16 protein-coding genes and 1 other annotated feature are annotated in these 17119 nt (G+C 48.5%); of the genes, 5 read left to right on the top strand and 11 right to left on the bottom strand.

The genetic code is table 11. The features are described 5' to 3' along the window. Window position 1 precedes the first annotated feature (1 nt). Window positions 2-95: a sequence feature (possible 16S ribosomal RNA but 16S or 23S rRNA prediction is too short), on the bottom strand. Window positions 96-569: 474 nt separating this feature from the next. The 11 genes from HPY52_13600 to HPY52_13550 all read right to left on the bottom strand — a co-directional run bounded on the left by HPY52_13600 (window position 570) and on the right by HPY52_13550 (window position 13651). Next, on the bottom strand, window positions 570-2027 hold the full coding sequence (locus HPY52_13600) for an RtcB family protein (GenBank protein ID NPV81285.1): 1458 nt from the start codon (window positions 2025-2027) through the stop codon (window positions 570-572). Window positions 2028-2135: 108 nt separating this feature from the next. Continuing rightward, complete coding sequence (locus HPY52_13595) at window positions 2136-2690, bottom strand: archease (protein NPV81284.1); 555 nt, start codon at window positions 2688-2690, stop codon at window positions 2136-2138. Between the two features lie 62 nt (window positions 2691-2752). Continuing rightward, a complete protein-coding gene (gyrA, locus tag HPY52_13590; GenBank protein NPV81283.1) occupies window positions 2753-5149 on the bottom strand; it encodes a DNA gyrase subunit A in 2397 nt (798 codons plus the stop codon). Window positions 5150-5357: 208 nt separating this feature from the next. Continuing rightward, a complete protein-coding gene (gyrB, locus tag HPY52_13585) occupies window positions 5358-7298 on the bottom strand; it encodes a DNA topoisomerase (ATP-hydrolyzing) subunit B (protein NPV81282.1) in 1941 nt (646 codons plus the stop codon). 268 nt (window positions 7299-7566) lie between these two features. Next, window positions 7567-7863 (bottom strand): DUF370 domain-containing protein, encoded by a 297-nt coding sequence (locus HPY52_13580; protein ID NPV81281.1) that lies wholly within the window; start codon window positions 7861-7863, stop codon window positions 7567-7569. Between the two features lie 34 nt (window positions 7864-7897). After that, the gene (locus tag HPY52_13575; protein NPV81280.1) at window positions 7898-8428 is read right to left on the bottom strand and encodes a DUF721 domain-containing protein; all 531 of its coding nucleotides are present in this window, start codon (window positions 8426-8428) and stop codon (window positions 7898-7900) included. Between the two features lie 116 nt (window positions 8429-8544). Next, window positions 8545-9642 carry a DNA replication/repair protein RecF gene (gene recF / locus HPY52_13570; protein NPV81279.1) on the bottom strand — a complete coding sequence of 366 codons (1098 nt, stop codon included), beginning with the start codon at window positions 9640-9642 and terminating at the stop codon, window positions 8545-8547. 5 nt (window positions 9643-9647) lie between these two features. Next, entirely contained in the window at window positions 9648-9866 is a 219-nt protein-coding gene (locus tag HPY52_13565; GenBank protein ID NPV81278.1) for an RNA-binding S4 domain-containing protein, read from the bottom strand. Window positions 9867-9880: 14 nt separating this feature from the next. Next, on the bottom strand, window positions 9881-10987 hold the full coding sequence (dnaN, locus tag HPY52_13560) for a DNA polymerase III subunit beta (GenBank protein NPV81277.1): 1107 nt from the start codon (window positions 10985-10987) through the stop codon (window positions 9881-9883). A gap of 274 nt (window positions 10988-11261) precedes the next feature. Then, window positions 11262-12614 carry a chromosomal replication initiator protein DnaA gene (dnaA, locus tag HPY52_13555; GenBank protein NPV81276.1) on the bottom strand — a complete coding sequence of 451 codons (1353 nt, stop codon included), beginning with the start codon at window positions 12612-12614 and terminating at the stop codon, window positions 11262-11264. Between the two features lie 68 nt (window positions 12615-12682). Continuing rightward, on the bottom strand, window positions 12683-13651 hold the full coding sequence (locus tag HPY52_13550) for a hypothetical protein (GenBank protein NPV81275.1): 969 nt from the start codon (window positions 13649-13651) through the stop codon (window positions 12683-12685). Between the two features lie 996 nt (window positions 13652-14647). On the opposite strand from HPY52_13550, the gene rpmH reads away from it, so the two are divergent. The 5 genes from rpmH (at window position 14648) to HPY52_13525 (ending at window position 17004) form a co-directional block, all read left to right on the top strand. Further along, entirely contained in the window at window positions 14648-14782 is a 135-nt protein-coding gene (rpmH, locus tag HPY52_13545) for a 50S ribosomal protein L34 (protein NPV81274.1), read from the top strand. 58 nt (window positions 14783-14840) lie between these two features. Further along, window positions 14841-15197 (top strand): ribonuclease P protein component, encoded by a 357-nt coding sequence (rnpA, locus tag HPY52_13540; GenBank protein NPV81273.1) that lies wholly within the window; start codon window positions 14841-14843, stop codon window positions 15195-15197. Window positions 15198-15222: 25 nt separating this feature from the next. Next, the gene (gene yidD, locus HPY52_13535; protein NPV81272.1) at window positions 15223-15435 is read left to right on the top strand and encodes a membrane protein insertion efficiency factor YidD; all 213 of its coding nucleotides are present in this window, start codon (window positions 15223-15225) and stop codon (window positions 15433-15435) included. 197 nt (window positions 15436-15632) lie between these two features. Next, window positions 15633-16346 (top strand): membrane protein insertase YidC, encoded by a 714-nt coding sequence (locus HPY52_13530; GenBank protein ID NPV81271.1) that lies wholly within the window; start codon window positions 15633-15635, stop codon window positions 16344-16346. After that, entirely contained in the window at window positions 16321-17004 is a 684-nt protein-coding gene (locus HPY52_13525) for a protein jag (GenBank protein ID NPV81270.1), read from the top strand. Before HPY52_13530 ends, HPY52_13525 begins: the two co-directional genes overlap by 26 nt. Window positions 17005-17119 lie beyond the last annotated feature (115 nt).

Raw genomic sequence — 17119 nt, 5'->3', positions numbered from 1 at the left:
CTCCATAGTAAACTACTTCGTTACCCCCGCTCGACTTGCATGTATTAGGCACGCCGCCAGCGTTCGTCCTGAGCCAGGATCAAACTCTCCATGAAAACTTTATCCCTCCCTACCGCACCAGAGAATTTATCCCCCCAGCGCAATCGGGATGGTTCTCATAGATATCTATAGGATATTGACTCGGGTCCTCTGACTATCTCTAGCCAGAATTTCCTCGCTCATACCTCGTTGAACCAGCTCTGTCCTTCACACTGTTTAGTTTTCAAGGAGCAAAAAACCACGATCTATTTCGTGGCACCTCGTCTTGAGGCAAGATTGAGTATACCATGCCCATCGAATTGTTTCAACCATACATAAGGCGGACTTATTGCATCTGTCGGAGAAAGAGGTTGATTTGCTCGATTTTTACCGGCAATATGCAGAGATTCGCGCCATAGCTAATTAAAGCGCTTCTACACACATTTCCGCTTATATCTTACCTCAAATGCTGGCTACAGACGCCAGTAACATTGGTTGGGAACGAGTCTTCAGCGAGCTTGGCCATTCTCTTCGGGGTTCCTCGTCTTCCCTTACCCTTTGATGACGCCAAGCGGCCTCATTCTGGCTACCATGCGCGAGATCCCCGCCCCCTGACATACACGCACGACCTCATTCACGTCCTTATATGCTGATGATGCCTCTTCTGCAAGCCCTGCTCTGCTCGCCGCCCTGACTATGATACCCCTGCTCCGCAGGTCGGATTCTATTTCTTTACCGCTTTGACCATCACGCTTGGCCTGAGATCTGCTCATGATTCTCCCCGCTCCATGGCAGGTCGATCCGAAGGTTTCCGCCATGGCTTTTTCAGTGCCCAAAAGAAGGTATGAATTTCGCCCCATGTCACCTGGCACCAGGACCGGCTGTCCTAATTTTTGGTAAATCTCTGGGAGGTCACAAGATCCCGCCGGAAATGCCCTAGTTGCCCCCTTGCGATGCACACACAACTTAACTTTTCTTCCCGCAATTTCATGTTCCTCGATCTTGGCGATGTTATGAGCCACGTCATATATCAAATCCATGCCCAAGGCTTTCTCCGACGAGCCTAACACCTTTTCGAAAACTCTTCGTGCCCAATGAGTTATGCATTGGCGATTGGCCCACGCATAATTTGCAGCACATGCCATGGCAGCGAGATAATCCTTACCTTCCTGGGAGTCAAGGGGCGCGCATGCAAGCTGTCTATCTGGTAGGCTGATACCATATTTTCGGACAGCCTCATTCATAGCTACTAAATAGTCAGTGCACACCTGATGGCCGAGGCCCCTCGATCCTGTATGGATCATCAATGTAATGGATCCAGGCTCCAACCCCATAATCTCGGCCGCTCTATGATCATAAATCTCCTCTACAAGCTGAATTTCAAGAAAATGGTTGCCCGAGCCTAAGGTGCCTAGCTGGGGAATACCACGCCTGATGGCCTTGTCGCTTACTTTCTGAGGGTCTGCTCCTTGCATAACGCCATATTCCTCAATGCGATCTAGGTCTTCGATGTTGCCAAACCCCTTTTCCACAGCCCATCTGGCGCCTTCCTCAAGCACCCGGGTTATTTCTGCATTCCCGAGCTTGATTACCCCTTCCGACCCCGCCCCTGCGGGAATTTCCTTGAAAAGCCGCTGCACCAGTTCCTCGAGATGCTCCTCAATATCCACAAGCTTCAGATTTGTCCTTAATAGCCTGACCCCACAATTAATGTCGAAGCCCACTCCGCCCGGCGAGACCACACCCTCTGGGTAAAGAGTCGCCGCCACACCGCCAATGGCAAAACCATAGCCCCAATGGATATCAGGCATCGCCAATGAACTTCCAACAATGCCAGGTAGGAACGCGACATTCGCCACTTGCTCAGGGGCCTGGTCTTTCCGTATTTGCGAAATCTGCCCCTCATGGGCGAAAATGATCCCTGAAACCCTCATGCCCTTCTTATATGTATGAGGGATCATCCACCGGAATTCATCTATTCTCTCTAGTGGTCCCGCCCAGCCTTCCATGGAGTCATTCCTCCAGACTTCATGCGGGGAATGAGATCCCCCGCTATTCTCATATGCGAAAGGAATTTGGACAAGTTAGATCGTATATATTCTGCCCCCTTGATCAGCTCATATATCTAGGATAAATTGCGCAAACCAAACCGCCCGCTGGTCGGGTACTTTCATCCTATCGGCCCTGCCTTTACAATCTAGCCTCTCAACCTTGAGTAGATGGTATGTGACAGCCTTGATCTCCACTTCAAGCAGGGAACGGCGTTCCCTATCCATGATCTCACCAGAGAGTACTCCCTCGACGCTCAATCCTGGCCCAGACTCAGACGGAGCCCCTCCCTTTGGCCCACGTGAAGGGGCCTCTGATCTATCTGAATCCTCTATGTCCGGATGAATCTCCGTCGATATGCCATTTATATGTGCCGTTATTGTAACCGGAAAGAAGCTTTCGACATAAAGAAGATAGAGAATCTCCGAAAGCCAATTAACGAGAAGGGCCTCAAGATCATCGGCTTCTACCATGATATGCCTGTGTTGAATCGGCTGCACCAAAATCCTAGGAGCTGCTATAACAAGCAAAGATCGTCCAGCGGTTTCGAAAAGGTCTTCTAGAGACTCTCCCCATACCCTGATGCCGATATCAGCCGTATGATCGAAGACTTCATAGCCCATGAACCATGCGCCCACCTTCGAAGATGCTCAAAGCGCACATCCTGGCATGCCTAAAACCCATATTAGCCCCCCGATCTTTCGTCGTGAACAGATACCTGTGCAACTGCGCTAACCAAATCATCACCGTCTGTACGCATCAGTCTGACCCCCTGGGTGGCCCGGCCTGCAGAAGGCACCTCTTGCACGTTCATCCGGATCACAGTACCGCCAGCTGATATGATCATTATTTCATTTTGTTCCTGGACTACCTTTAGGGCCGCGATAGGGCCATTCTTCTGTGTCACATTGAGGGTTTTTATTCCCTTCCCGCCCCTTCCCTGGACTCGATATTCTGAAAGTGGGGTCCTCTTCCCATAGCCTCTTTTTGTAACTACCAAGAGCTCGGATTCGGGCCTTGCGATATCCATCCCCACCACATAGTCATCTGCTCTCAGTCTTATACCTTTCACTCCCTTGGATGACCTACCCATGGGGCGGACCTCTTCCTCCGGGAATCTCAATGCCAGGCCTCCGGCGGTGACGAGGATGATCTCCTGAGCCCCATCTGTGAGCTTAACCTCCACCAAATCATCGCCGTCTTCCAGGGAAATTCCGATGATGCCGCTTCGCCTCGCGGATTGGAATTCCGAAAGGCGGGACTTCTTAATGAGTCCCCGCTTCGTGACCATTACCACATACTTCTCATCAGAAAATTCTCTTACAGGAATGACGGCCCTGATAATCTCATTCGCGGACAAAGAGATCAAATTAAGTATAGCTGTGCCTCTCGCCTGGCGGGAAGCCTCTGGTATATCATAGGCCCTAGCACTGTATACCTTTCCTTTATCAGTAAAGAATAGTATGAAATCATGTGTTGAAGCCACCGAGAAATGCTCAACATAATCGTCTTCTTTGGTTATGAGGGCAGTGACACCTTTTCCGCCCCGACGTTGATTCTTGTAAGTCGAGACGGGCAGCCTCTTTACATATCCATTGTGAGTAAGGGTGATCACCACATCCTCTTCAGCTATCAGATCCTCCAATTCAAATCCCGCATCCTCGCCAGGCAAGATCTGCGTTCTTCTGGGATCAGCATATTTCTGCTTTATTGCAAGCAATTCCTCTTTGACCACCTGACGGACCTTTGACTCATCAGCTAGGATCGCCCTAAGCTTCTGAATCAAGGCCGTTACCTCATTATACTCGCTCTCTATCTTATCTCGCTCCAACCCCGTCAACCTTTGGAGCCTCATATCAAGGATAGCCTGTGCTTGTTTTTCAGACAGGCCCAACTGCGCCATCAACGCCTTCTTCGCAGTCTCTGGCGTCTCAGACTGCCTTATGAGCCTGATGACTTCATCAAGATGGGATAGGGCGATCCTCAACCCCTCCAAGATATGCGCCCTTTCCTCAGCTTTTCGCAGGTCAAATCGAGTTCGCCTGGTTACGATTTCCTCCTGATGCTTGAGATAGAATTCTAGGACCTGCTTAAGGTTGAGCACCCGCGGCTTGCCCTCTACCAAGACCAACATTATGACCCCGAAGGTATCTTGCATCTTCGTATGCTTGTATAGCTGATTCAAAACGACATTCGGAGTGGCGTCCCTTCGAAGCTCAATAACTATTCGCATTCCTGATCTGTCAGATTCATCCCTGAGGTCGGAAATTCCATCGATTTTGCGTTCACGAACAAGGTTTGCTATATCCTGTATCAGGTTCGCCTTATTAACTTGGTACGGCAATTCCGTCACTATGATTCTTGTTTTCCCTCCATGACCCTGTTCGATCTCAGCCTTTGCCCGCACCTTTATGCTTCCTCGCCCATTATGATATGCGCTGCGGATCCCCTCCTTGCCGAGGATAAGCCCATAGGTGGGGAAGTCAGGCCCCTTGATGAATTCCATAATCTCATCAATAGTCATGTCTGGCCGGTCAAGTAACGCAACACATGCATCAATAACCTCGGCCAGGTTATGAGGAGGGATATTCGTCGCCATGCCGACAGCTATACCTGAGGAACCATTTACCAACAAATTAGGGAACCTTGATGGAAGCACTAATGGCTCCTTTAAGGAATTATCGAAGTTTGGACCGAAATCAACTGTCTCCTTGTCTATGTCGGCTAGGAGCTCCATAGTAATCCGGGCCATTCTGGCTTCCGTATACCGCATCGCTGCAGGAGGATCTCCGTCCACTGAACCAAAATTCCCATGGCCATCGACCAGAATATACCGCTGGGAAAAATCCTGTGCCATCCTTACTAGGGTCTCGTAAATAGCCGCATCTCCATGGGGATGATATTTGCCCATTACTTCACCGACTATAGTGGCGGATTTCTTGTAGGGCTTTTCCGGGGTCAATCCCAACTCCTTCATAGCATAAAGGATGCGCCTGTGAATAGGCTTGAGTCCATCCCGGACATCAGGTAAAGCCCTGCCGACGATAACGCTCATCGAGTAGAGGAGATAAGACCTCTTCATTTCTTGATGCAGATCTATTGGAATGATTTTACCACCTTTTTCAAGAGCCAATCACATCACTGACCTTTCTAACGTACAGACTCTAAAGGCAGAAGATGAACATCCGTCGCGGCTGTCCCATAAATGAATCGCTGTCATGTTCATCTTTCTGATGCTGCCGTCTCAGCAGCATGGAGGTCCACCTCAAAGATGAATACCACCGTAGAGCCTAAATGTCCAGCTCAGCTACCTCAGTTGCATTCTCTTCAATGAATTGACGTCTAGGTTCCACTTTGTCTCCCATCAATGTAGTGAATATCTGCTCGGCAGCCATAGCATCTTCGATTGTAACCTGAAGGATTACCCTTTTCTCAGGATTCATAGTAGTTTCCCAAAGCTGCTCGGCGTTCATTTCACCTAGGCCTTTATACCTTTGCACTACTACTCCATCTGATCCTAACCTGCCTAAGAGATCCTCGAGCTCTTTCTCGCTGTGCAGATAGTGATCTCTTTTGTTATGTTTCACGTGGAACAACGGAGGCTGAGCTATATAAACATTTCCATTTTCTATCAGGGGACGCATATAACGATAGAAAAAAGTCAAAAGAAGAGTCCGGATATGCGCCCCGTCAACATCGGCGTCGGTCATTGTGATGATCTTGGAGTATCTCAATCTCGAGATGTCGAAATCATCTCCAACTCCTGTTCCCAACGCCGTAATCATCGCCTTTATTTCTTCGTTACCGAGGATCTTATCAAGCCTGGCCTTCTCAACATTGAGAATCTTGCCGCGAAGGGGCATTATCGCCTGAAATCTTCGATCACGCCCTTGTTTTGCGGATCCACCAGCAGAATCTCCCTCGACAATATATAATTCGCAGAGCTCTGGATCGCTTTCGCTGCAATCCGCCAGCTTTCCTGGCAAGGAAGATACCTCAAGGGCTGTTTTTCTGCGGGTGAGCTCCTTGGCTTTGCGCGCTGCTTCCCTTGCTCTGACCGCAGTGAGACATTTCTCAATGATCCTCTTGGCTGTCTGTGGATTCTGTTCCAGAAACTCTGAAAAGGCCTCGCCAAATATCCCTTCCACTATGCTCCTGATTTCGCTGTTGCCAAGCTTCGTCTTAGTTTGGCCCTCGAACTGCGGGTTGACCAATTTAACGCTTATAACAGCCGTGAGGCCTTCCCTCACATCATCGCCGCTGAAGTTATCCTCAGAATCCTTGAGCATGCCGTTTTTTCGGGCGTAATCATTGAGGGTCCTTGTGAGGGCCGAACGGAATCCGCTCAGGTGCGTACCCCCTTCTGCCGTATTGATAAGGTTAGCGAAACAGAAGGTGTTATCCGTGTAACCATCGTTGTATTGCATAGCGATTTCGATGGAGGTATCGTCAACGCTTTTATTGACATAGAAGATCTCATCATGCAATACATCCTTGTTTTTATTCAAGTGCTCAACAAAGGAGACTATACCACCGGCATATTCAAAATCCATCGATCGCGGCGGCTCAGTCCGATAATCTGCCAGGGATATCTTCAACCCTTTGCTCAAGAACGCCAATTCCCTGAGACGATGAACTATCATCTCATAGGAAAATTCAACGGTCTCGAATATCCGTTTGTCAGGCATAAAAGTTATTGTTGTGCCTGTATCACTTTCGCTGGTCTCTCCTACCACCGCAAGGTCGCCCATAGGCTTACCTCTCTGATATTTCTGCCTATAGACCTTGCCACCGATGCGCACCTCTACCTCGAGCCATTCAGAGAGGGCATTGACGACTGTTACTCCGACACCATGTAGGCCTCCGGAGACACGATAGCCCCCCCCTCCAAACTTCCCACCCGCATGCAATGTTGTCAGCACAACCTCTACAGCCGGGCGTCCTTGTTTGGGATGGATGTCTACCGGGATCCCGCGGCCATTGTCCTTGACTGTGCACGCTCCATTTTTTTCTAGTATAACCTCAATGTGGGTGCAATAGCCTGCCAAAGCCTCATCTATGCTGTTATCTACAACTTCCCACACTAGATGATGAAGGCCCTTGATGTCCGTGCTCCCGATATACATGCTGGGGCGACGTCTTACCGCCTCAAGCCCCTCTAGTACCTGTATTTGTTGAGCTCCATATGCTGCTCCGCTGTTCTTATCTTGAATCGCGCTGCCTTGATTCATCTGAACCACAGCTTGCGCCCACCTCTCATGTTTCACCTGTCATTTGGCATTACGCCTGATGTGAGGCAGGCTCCTCCCCTCTATGAACGGTGTACTTCAAATCCCTTGATGTTGCAACAATGTGAGGATACTTTATGAATAATGACGAGATTACAAACAAGTGATATATGGATCCTACTCCCATACACGATTTTATCAGAACAGATGTTCTATGTCCATTGCCATCCGATGTATGCCCATCGGGAACCCCCGGCATTAGAAAAGATACTTAATCCTTGCTGTCGCCAGTCTCGGAGTCATCAGTGAAATAGTCTCCCGTAACGGCAACAAGCCCCTCCGCGCGTCGTTTCAACGTCACCGGGGATATCGGAGAGAGGTAAACCTTATCTCTAGTAATAACGATTGCCTTTGGGATCCCGTCAGATAGATCTACAAGGGTCCCTTTTGCTCTTGCGGCCGTCAGGTATTCATCGATCGTGGGGGTTCTCCTTATGGCGCTAATGTCAATCACTGCTATGAATTCATCACCCGTTATTGCAACATCTCCACCAAGATGAATGAACATTATAAAATCAAGTCTCCTTCCTGATAAGACCATTTCATTTATCACTCACAGTCTTATGCTTCTGGATAGCCCGAGCGGTCAAAATGAAATTCGAAAAAGTCTGCCGCAGTCTATCATCAGCGATAGCTTTGCAAATAGAATCCGCGAATTTCAAATCCTCCGGCTCAATGATTTGTCGGAGAAAGGTGCCGCCCGACCCTGGGTTATCTTCCTCGCTGCTGGCTTGTTCCATATGGCATTCTCCATCAGATCTTTCCAGGATACAGGAATCCACTTTGAATCGAATCTCTTTCACGATATCCTTGCCTATCTGCCTGGCGATTTTCTTCATAAGGTTTGGGATAAACAAAGAAAGCTCATTTGCCCATATATTATTCTTGACTCTTATCCATAGGACGCCATTTTTTACCAGCAAAGGAACGGCTATTCTTGCGATTTCTGGACCAACCATGGACTTCCATTTATAGATCACAAGTCCCTCTTTGATACGCTTTGCAATGCCGAGCCTTTGAATATTCGCCCTGAGGGCCTGAGCTATAGGGACAGGCGTAGTACATCTTCTCATCGATAGATATCCGCGGCAAAAATATCCACTATTCCGTGGACAAGGGGACTGCCGCCCGGTACCCTCCTTTTGTGGGAGAAATGGCAAATCTAGGAACTATAGATTAGTATAAATCTTCACCCTCTCCCAACGGAACCATCATGAATATAATAAATAGATGCCTGTCCTATTTCATTTGGCAAGGAATCCAAATCTGTAGCAGTAATAAAGGCCTGTGAGCAATCGCCCATGGCACGGGCAAGCGCTTGCCTGTGATGCGTATCCAGCTCTGAGAAGACATCATCCAGGAGAAGGATAGGTGAATATTCTTTAGCCCTCTCCAAGAGTCTGACCTCAGCAAGTTTGAGCGCCAAAACAGCGGCTCTTTGCTGGCCTTGTGATCCATACACCCGTAGGTCTGTCCCGTCTACAGTCACGATCAGATCATCACGATGGGGCCCGACGGTCGTATACCGATTGACGCGGTCATCCTCACGGGCCTCTAAAATCCTTTCAAGTATGGTGTCAGCATCAATGCTCTGATCATTGCCATGAATCCCCAATGAAGAATCATAGGACATGCTGATATCTTTATTATTCCCCAACCTCTTATGCTCTTCCTGGACAAGCGGTCGGAGTTCTCTGAGAACGGCCATCCTGCCGTTGATCACTTTGGCGGCCCGAGCAGCTAGCTGCTCATCCCATACCCCTAGAACTACATCATTCATGCCTTCCCCATGCTTTAGAATGGAGTTGCGCTGAAACAGTATCCTTTGGAAGGCCGAGAGTTGGGCCTGAAAACCTGGGTTGACTTGAACCGCGAGAGAATCGAGGTATTTTCTACGTAGGGCAGGCGTCCCCTTGATCAGGGATAGATCATCTGGGCTGAATACGACTGCGGCACCGGGGAAAAATCCGTTGGCCCCACGCACTATTTGCCCATCAACCCTTATCGCCCGCCCTTTATCGGACGAATACCCAATTTCCACTACGGCTGTGGTATGGTCTACCCTGAGCTTAGCTTTTATATAATAACCTTGGGCACCCCACTTGATGAGTTCGGCATCCCGGCTCGTGCGATGAGAACGCGATGTAACTGCCATCTCTAGGGCCTCAAGCAGATTCGTCTTTCCCTGAGCATTGTTTCCCAGGAAAAGATTTATGGCACCCTCAATCTCAAGATCTAGTTTCTCATAATTTCTAAAATTGTAAATGAAGATACGTTCAACTGCCATAATCTTTAATGCCTAGTAACGCGGAAAATCTTCAGCTCATCTCCAAGATCCACAATATCTCCAGGCACGAGTTTTCTACCCCGTCTTGTTTCAATCTGCCCATTCACCCTGACCTTGCCCGACTGTATGAGTATCTTGGCCTGGCCACCAGTAGATACGTAGCCTGAGAACTTCAATAATTGCTCAAGTGTTATCTTATCCGTCTGAATCTCAATATCAGTAATCATAAAAGCACCTTCTACGCGGTGGTAAGCGGCATTATGAGGTGGAGGCCGTCTTCCTCTTGTTCACCTTGAATACTTACAGGACTCATAGCACCTGTCATATCAAATATAACATTCTCGGACTCAATAGCCTTCAAGGCATCCAGGATATATGAAGCCTTAAGCGCGACCTCCGCATCCTCACCCTCATGGTCAACGGATATCTCTTCCTTTGCGCGCCCAAGATCCGGGCTATTCGCTGTGACTGTAAGAACGCCGCCAGCAACTGACAGCTTTACCGATCCAATATCATCTCTTACGAGGAGAGAAACCCGATCGACCATTTCAAGGAATTGCCTTGAGGAGATCTTAATCCTTGCAATATGGCCATTTGGAATCACCTGACGGTAGTTGGGGAATCTTCCCTCGATCAAGCGAGATATAATCCTCGTGGTACCGAAGGTGAATTCACTTCTATTCTCTCCTATGGCGATCCCTACCTTATCAGATAGGTTGCCTGCGAGTCTAGTGACCTCAACCAATACCTTTGCCGGGACTATGATCCCTTTTAATTCCCCGGAAATCCCGTCAACTTTTGCCGTCACGAATGACAATCTAAAGGTATCTGTGGCGACCATAGATAGCATCCCCGAAGATGCTTCGATTAAAATCCCTGAAAGGAAGGCCCTAGCATCAGCAATGGCGGCAGCATATGCGGTCCTCCTAGTGAGCTCCGAGAGGATCTCACTAGGGATCCTGAATGTCATTTCCATTGGCACCTCAGGCAAAAGTGGGAACTGATCAGGATCCATAGAATTCACCAAGTATTCGGCACTATTACAGCTTATTTGAACAGGGCCAAGGTTCGCTGCAGAGGTGAATGTAACTCCCAAATTGGGAAGTCGCCTTACCAGTTCAGATATGTATTTGGCCGGCAATACACATCGCCCAGGCTCGGAAATTTCGGCTTCAATTCGTGTTTCCATACTGATTTCCAAATCGCTCGTGGCCAACCGTAAATCGCCCTCTGAGGCATCTAGCATGATCCCTGAGAGTATCGGAAGAGTTGTCTTTGACGAGATAATTCTGGTCACAATCTGTATTCCAGAGGCCAAATTGGCTGAATTGCAGGAAAATCTCATCTGATCACGTCCCCTTATCTCGCGTACTTCTATCAGATACTATACAAAGCTTTTCGTCGTACTCGGAGTAGTACATGTGAATTTGTTGATAATGGGTCTAAGACATAGGGTTGACAGAGATTCCATAGTGGATAACCATGTGGATTATATACCTAGATATTCCACATTATCAACATTGAATAAATGATCGGAACTTATTCACAGGTTGTCCACAAGATATCCTAAGGGTTTTCCCCGTTTGGTGTGAATAATGCACCTAATTATAGTATGGGATTTAGGAATTCCTCAGTCTTGCTATAATCTCCTTCAGGATATTGGCCAGCGCTGCGTCCGTCTGGCTTTCGCTCTGGATCTTCTCGCAGGCATGAATCACCGTAGTGTGATCTCTCCCACCGAATTCTTCGCCTATTTTCGGCAATGAGGCCTCTGTCAACTCTCTCGCGAGGTACATTGCTATCTGACGTGGGAATGACACATTTCGCGTGCGCTTCTTAGCCCTCATTTCTTCGAAACTTATCTGGAAGAAATCAGCCACTGTCTGTTGGATGAACTCAATGGAGATCTGCTTGTTCTTTGTTTGAGGGAGCATATCTTTCAGGACCCGGCTTGCCAACTCCACTGTCACAGGTACATTGTTCAAAGATGAAAATGCCATCACCCTGATCAATGCCCCTTCAAGCTCACGGATATTTGAGTGAATCTGATTGGCTATATATACCAGGACATCCCCAGGCACTTCTAGATGCTCGAGGCTTGCTTTCTTCCTTAGGATGGCAATTCGCGTTTCAAGATCAGGCGCCTGGATATCCGTTATCAATCCCCACTCGAATCGGGACCTTAAACGATCCTCAAGGGTTGGTATCTCTTTAGGTGGCCTATCGCTTGAGATCACTATTTGCTTATTGGCCTCATAAAGGGCATTGAAAGTGTGGAAAAACTCTTCTTGTGTCCTTTCTTTTCCGGCTAGGAATTGGATATCATCTACAAGGAGGACATCGGCATTTCTGTAGCGTTCCCGGAACTCAACCGTTTTATCATCACGTATAGAGTTGATCAGATCATTGGTAAATTTTTCTGAGGATACATACACTACCTTCTGCTGAGATTGTTCAAGTACATAATGGCCTATCGCCTGCATAAGATGGGTTTTTCCTAGGCCGACTCCCCCATAGATGAACAGGGGGTTATATGCCCGCGCAGGCGCCTCCGCTACTGCTAAGGCAGCGGCATGAGCAAAGCGGTTGCTATTTCCAACCACAAAGGTGTCGAATGTATACTTTGGGTTTAGCGCTGCCGATGAAAGCTCGTCGAACTGCGTCTTAGAATGATCCAACACAGCTCCCGAAATGGTTGGCACCGGGGTGCTGTTGGGAGCCTCCGGCGGGGCTATAAAGCGTATGTTGAGCTCTTCATGGGTTACTGCCTCCAGGGCGCGTCGGACTAATGTCGAATATCTTGTCTCGAGCCAATCCCGCGCTAATGCATGGGGAACCTTTACTAAAACAGTATTACCTTCCATCCCAGTTGGAGTGGTAGATTTGAGCCATGTTTCGAAGCTCGGTTTTGAAAGCTCCCCTGCAAGAATATCTAACACCTTGTTCCAAACAGAAGTCAGTTCATTGACCATGATTTGGTCCCGCCAGTACCCGCATTGGTGGACTGCCGGCGGCCTGCCTCCCTTCCTGGGTCTCTTCATCACTGAAACATATGGGATAGATATGCCAGACCTTTTTCAGTGAGTTTCCGCTTACCTGTATTATCCACGCTACTCAAGAGCCCATATTCCTCTAAGGTCACGAGGTCCCGGTATGCAGTGCTCAGGCTCATATCCAATTCTTTTACGACGGTGGATGGGCCTGCTTCACCCACGTCAGCGATCAGAAGAAATACCTTTTTCTGCCGTTGAGAAAGCACGCTGTTGAGCTTTTCATAATCGACGGGAATATCCACAGGTCTTTTTTCATCGAATTTATCTCCCGTTTCCGGATTTTCCACCGTCGGAACGGTTTTTGATGTGCGCCGTGCAGCTACATTTTCCTCCTTCCCGCTTTTCATCACCATCTTTTCATCCTGTTCGGAAGTGAGATCCCTGGAGCCCCCCTGTGAGAGACTCAGCGTTACGACGCATCCGCTTCTGAGATTATCCTCGATGACTATTGAGCCGCCAGATATATTGAGAGATTCCTTGACAATGGGCAGGCCTGATCCCACTCCCCGAATATATTGTTTCATATAACCGGTGGCCGTGGTAAATCCCGGAAGAAATGCTCGGTCTTTGTTTGCTATCCCGGGGCCTTGATCTGAAACCCTTATAGTATTTCCGTCAGGCAATATGCTTATTACAGCCTCTTTAAACTCAGCATGCATCAGATTTTCAATGATCTCCTTGATAGCGACATACGGTATCTTCCCCCCCCTTTCATGGGAAAGGGAGTAGGTCTTGTTTGCTAGATCATCTAGGAGTTGTGATATCTCCCCGGATGTGAAATCAATCACCCGGGGCACAGTAGCCAGGGAGTCATAAACCGCCAGACGTACAGAGTAGGTTTGCTTGGATCCGGTCTCAGTGTGTGCGGCTCTGTGGGTATCAGGATCCTTCCTATCAGGACCGGTTGGTATTATATCACTTCGCCTTCTGAAAAAGCGAGAAAGGAAGGCCGCCATCTTATGCTCGTCCCCCTCGAGAAAACACCTCTATATGGCGAAAATCGCGGCAATTGCCATTGCTGTACCCATTTGATTTTCCATCTATGTGAAAAGTCCGCATCTATCAACACATTATCCACAGAAAATGTGGATAATCAAAACCCATAGATAACAACCTAGGATCGCAGGACCGTCCGGACATGCTTATCCTCTTTCAAATGATGGAAATCCAACAAAAACGGCTTCGGGCGACGTCTATAATTTATCCACAAAGTTTTCCACACCTGTGAAAAACCCAAGCAACTCACGGTAAGACGCGGATTAACGACAGTACATCCACAAATTATCCACGGCTCTTGTGGATAATATATCCCCCAATAGACGGGGGCTTTCTTCAATAAAAAACGTTCTAGCAGGGATTTAACATTTTCCACATACCCTTTTCGGAAAGCGGCGGAAACGCCATAGAATGTGACTGCCTTTAATCAACAGGTTATTCACAGGATAATCCACAAGTTGTGAATAATTTCGTGGATAGGTGGTAATCCTATTAAAGTTAGAATAAATGTGGAAGAAGGTACTATCCTGTCCATCCCATAGAAATAATAGCAAATAAGCGCCCGATGGGCAAGTCGTGATAGGATGCCGAAGATGCTGGACGACAGACATCTGTGGAATGGGCTGTGGAAAACTGGCGCGGAGGATGCAGAGCGGCGAAAAGGAGATGTAGGATGCCGAAAAGCTCATTTCACATCTATATGCCATATTTCACGGCCATTGACTATGTGAAGGGATTATTTCACCCCTTTTGTTACCGTGCGCAGGAGCCTGGCCCTGGTCTTCTAGAGATAGGGACGATATTGACGCTGTATCCCCCTTTTGCCACGAAGTCTCGGCTCCTTGACACTGTTTTATTGGCTAGGCTATAATCTTACTGACATGGCTCGTTCAGCCAGGAGGCCGATCCTGGCAGAGAGTTGGAGGCTATGCGAGAATTAGAGGGGTGTGCTGAACATGAAAAGAACTTATCAGCCGAAGGTTCGGAGACGCAGCAAGATACATGGTTTCTTCGCCAGGATGGCCACCAGGGCGGGTCGCCTGGTAATAAAGAGAAGGCGCCAAAAGGGAAGAAAGAGACTCACTGCTTGATTAGGTCGCATTGGAATGGTGTTCAAGGCCTTCTCACATCTAGGCGGAGTTATACGGGATGACAAAAAGGCTTTCGAATCGGCGGGAATTTAGGCAGGTCCTCGACCATGGGCATTCCTGCATTGATAGATTGTTGGTGGTTTATGCCCATCCTGCGGGTGGAAGGGCGGGTAAGATGGGCATAATAGTGAGCCGGAAAATCGGTGGGGCAGTAGAGCGTAATAGGGTGCGCCGGCGCGTGTTGGAGGCATTCAGACAAGGAATTGGCTCACCTAAGATATATAAGGATGTTGTCATCATCCCTAGGCATCGAATCAAGTCGGCTAAGTTTTCGGAGATTTGTGCATCTCTGGCTATGCTCCTGGCAAAATGTGGGGCGATTGACCCTGAGGAAAACAGCTATAATGGGGTATAAAATCTGCGGGATCGCAGGGAGGGCCATCAGCTGGCTAGTGATTATGGTTCTTCGGTTTTATGGTCTGGTGATTTCTCCCTTGAAGTTAAGGCCTTCATGTCGCTTTTATCCATCCTGTTCCCTTTATGCCATTCAGGCCATCCAGAAGCATGGCCTGCTAAAGGGCGGCAGACTGGCTGCACTTCGGGTAATGAGATGCCACCCATTCAACCCAGGTGGGTACGATCCAGTGCCTTGAGATGCAATATAGTATGATTTCATGCTAATATATAGTATACTGCGATCCGGTTCACTTATCGATTCGTGTGCGAGGCAAGCATGGTTTCAGGATGCCGGTTGTGGATAGATATGACTTTGCAGGCAGGTTCGCCCTTGAATTTATGTACTGCTGCCATATGAATGGAGGAGGGGTTGTATTTGGGGCTAACTAATCTTATGCGGATGGCTCTCGAGTATTTATACAAGGTAAGCGGAAATTATGGTTTGGCGATCATCGCCTTAACTCTGGTCATCCGTGTCATCCTCTATCCATTCACATGGAAGCAGACCGAGTCTATGGAGAAAATGAAGGCCCTTCAGCCTAAGTTGAAGGAGCTGCAGGAGAAATACAAGGATGATCAGCAAGAATATCAAAAAAGGGTAATGGAGCTGTATAGGGTTAGCAAGGTCAACCCTCTGGGAGGATGTCTCCCGCTTTTATTACAGTTACCCTTTATATGGGCGCTTTTCAGTGCGCTCCGGACCTACTCCTTTGCAGCGGAACCATTTCTGTGGCTTCAAAACCTGAGTAAACCGGATCCAATGTATATTTTGCCGGCGCTTGCGGGTATCACCACATATATCCAAGGTATAATGGTTTCCACAGATCCATCTCAAAAGGTCATGAATTTCATTGGACCTTTTTTTATGGCGTGGATTACCATAGGATTGCCCTCAGGCATTGGGATATATTTTGTGGTAACTAATATATTCTCTATATTTCAGCAATATATTACTGCGCGTCAGCTTGAAGCTAGAAAGGTTCGGGAAGGTGAATCAGGTACTCGGGGAGACGTTGCTGCGGACCCCAATTGGAAGGGCAGCATCCCTAAGAAGCTCAGGGTGAAGGGGGTCGAGATCCAGGATGAAGGCGGTAGAAAAGACAGGTAGGACTGTTGAGGAAGCCACAAGGGCAGCATTGAATGAGATGGGGTTGAGCCGGGACGAAGTGGATGTCCAGGTCTTGGAGGAAGGGACTCGAGGATTTTTAGGATTTGCCGCTAGGCCGGCAAAGGTGCTTGTTATTCCGCGGGCGCCACGGCCCGAAGAAAGGGTAGAGAACAGCATCAGCCGGGCGAAGAGATTCCTGGAGGGTCTACTTGATCAGATGCATATGTCGATAAGTGAGATCAAGACTGAGCAGATTGATGGGGCAGTTAGGTTCAATATATCGGGAGGTCAGCTGGGAAATCTCATTGGTCGAAGAGGTCAAACTTTAGATGCCATCCAGTATCTGGTCAACCTTGTGGCTAGCCGGACTTTGAGGGAAGATGGCGGATTGCCTGAGGGTGAGGATCGTATCCGTTTTGTGGTGGATGCGCAGGGCTATCGGCATCGTCGGGAGGATGCACTGAGGAGTCTCGCCCTTAGGGTGGCCGATAGGGTTAAGCGGGATGGTCGCAGGATCGCCCTTGAACCGATGACACCGATGGAGCGCCGGGTGGTCCATCTAGCCCTCCAGAATATCGAGGGCGTTTCATGCCATAGCGAAGGAGAGGAACCCAGGCGAAGAATCGTGATTTCTCCTGTCGGTCCAAGGCGTAGATGATTCGACGCAGGATTTGCGGATTGAGATTAATTGTCTGAGGGGTTCCATCTGGCATTTTTGCCAAGACATAGGTAGGCCGAAAGGTGCACCACCTTTCCGGGGGCGCAACATTGGC

This window comes from Bacillota bacterium (assembly GCA_013178415.1).
Lineage (GTDB): Bacteria > Bacillota > SHA-98 > Ch115 > Ch115 > Ch115.
Note: the sequence above shows the minus strand (reverse complement) of the source record. Positions and strands in the feature narration are given on the sequence as shown.

What these genes read in the sequence shown, in the direction of transcription:
- gyrA (NPV81283.1), bottom strand. Translation starts at nt 5,149, where the DNA reads ATGAAGAGGTCTTATCTCCTCTACTCGATGAGCGTTATCGTCGGCAGG.
- recF (NPV81279.1), bottom strand. Translation starts at nt 9,642, where the DNA reads ATGGCAGTTGAACGTATCTTCATTTACAATTTTAGAAATTATGAGAAA.
- gyrB (NPV81282.1), bottom strand. Translation starts at nt 7,298, where the DNA reads ATGAATCAAGGCAGCGCGATTCAAGATAAGAACAGCGGAGCAGCATAT.
- HPY52_13580 (NPV81281.1), bottom strand. Translation starts at nt 7,863, where the DNA reads ATGTTCATTCATCTTGGTGGAGATGTTGCAATAACGGGTGATGAATTC.
- HPY52_13575 (NPV81280.1), bottom strand. Translation starts at nt 8,428, where the DNA reads ATGAGAAGATGTACTACGCCTGTCCCTATAGCTCAGGCCCTCAGGGCG.
- rnpA (NPV81273.1), top strand. Translation starts at nt 14,841, where the DNA reads ATGACAAAAAGGCTTTCGAATCGGCGGGAATTTAGGCAGGTCCTCGAC.
- HPY52_13550 (NPV81275.1), bottom strand. Translation starts at nt 13,651, where the DNA reads ATGGCGGCCTTCCTTTCTCGCTTTTTCAGAAGGCGAAGTGATATAATA.
- HPY52_13595 (NPV81284.1), bottom strand. Translation starts at nt 2,690, where the DNA reads ATGGGCTATGAAGTCTTCGATCATACGGCTGATATCGGCATCAGGGTA.
- dnaN (NPV81277.1), bottom strand. Translation starts at nt 10,987, where the DNA reads ATGAGATTTTCCTGCAATTCAGCCAATTTGGCCTCTGGAATACAGATT.
- rpmH (NPV81274.1), top strand. Translation starts at nt 14,648, where the DNA reads ATGAAAAGAACTTATCAGCCGAAGGTTCGGAGACGCAGCAAGATACAT.
- HPY52_13525 (NPV81270.1), top strand. Translation starts at nt 16,321, where the DNA reads ATGAAGGCGGTAGAAAAGACAGGTAGGACTGTTGAGGAAGCCACAAGG.
- HPY52_13600 (NPV81285.1), bottom strand. Translation starts at nt 2,027, where the DNA reads ATGGAAGGCTGGGCGGGACCACTAGAGAGAATAGATGAATTCCGGTGG.
- dnaA (NPV81276.1), bottom strand. Translation starts at nt 12,614, where the DNA reads ATGGTCAATGAACTGACTTCTGTTTGGAACAAGGTGTTAGATATTCTT.
- HPY52_13530 (NPV81271.1), top strand. Translation starts at nt 15,633, where the DNA reads ATGCGGATGGCTCTCGAGTATTTATACAAGGTAAGCGGAAATTATGGT.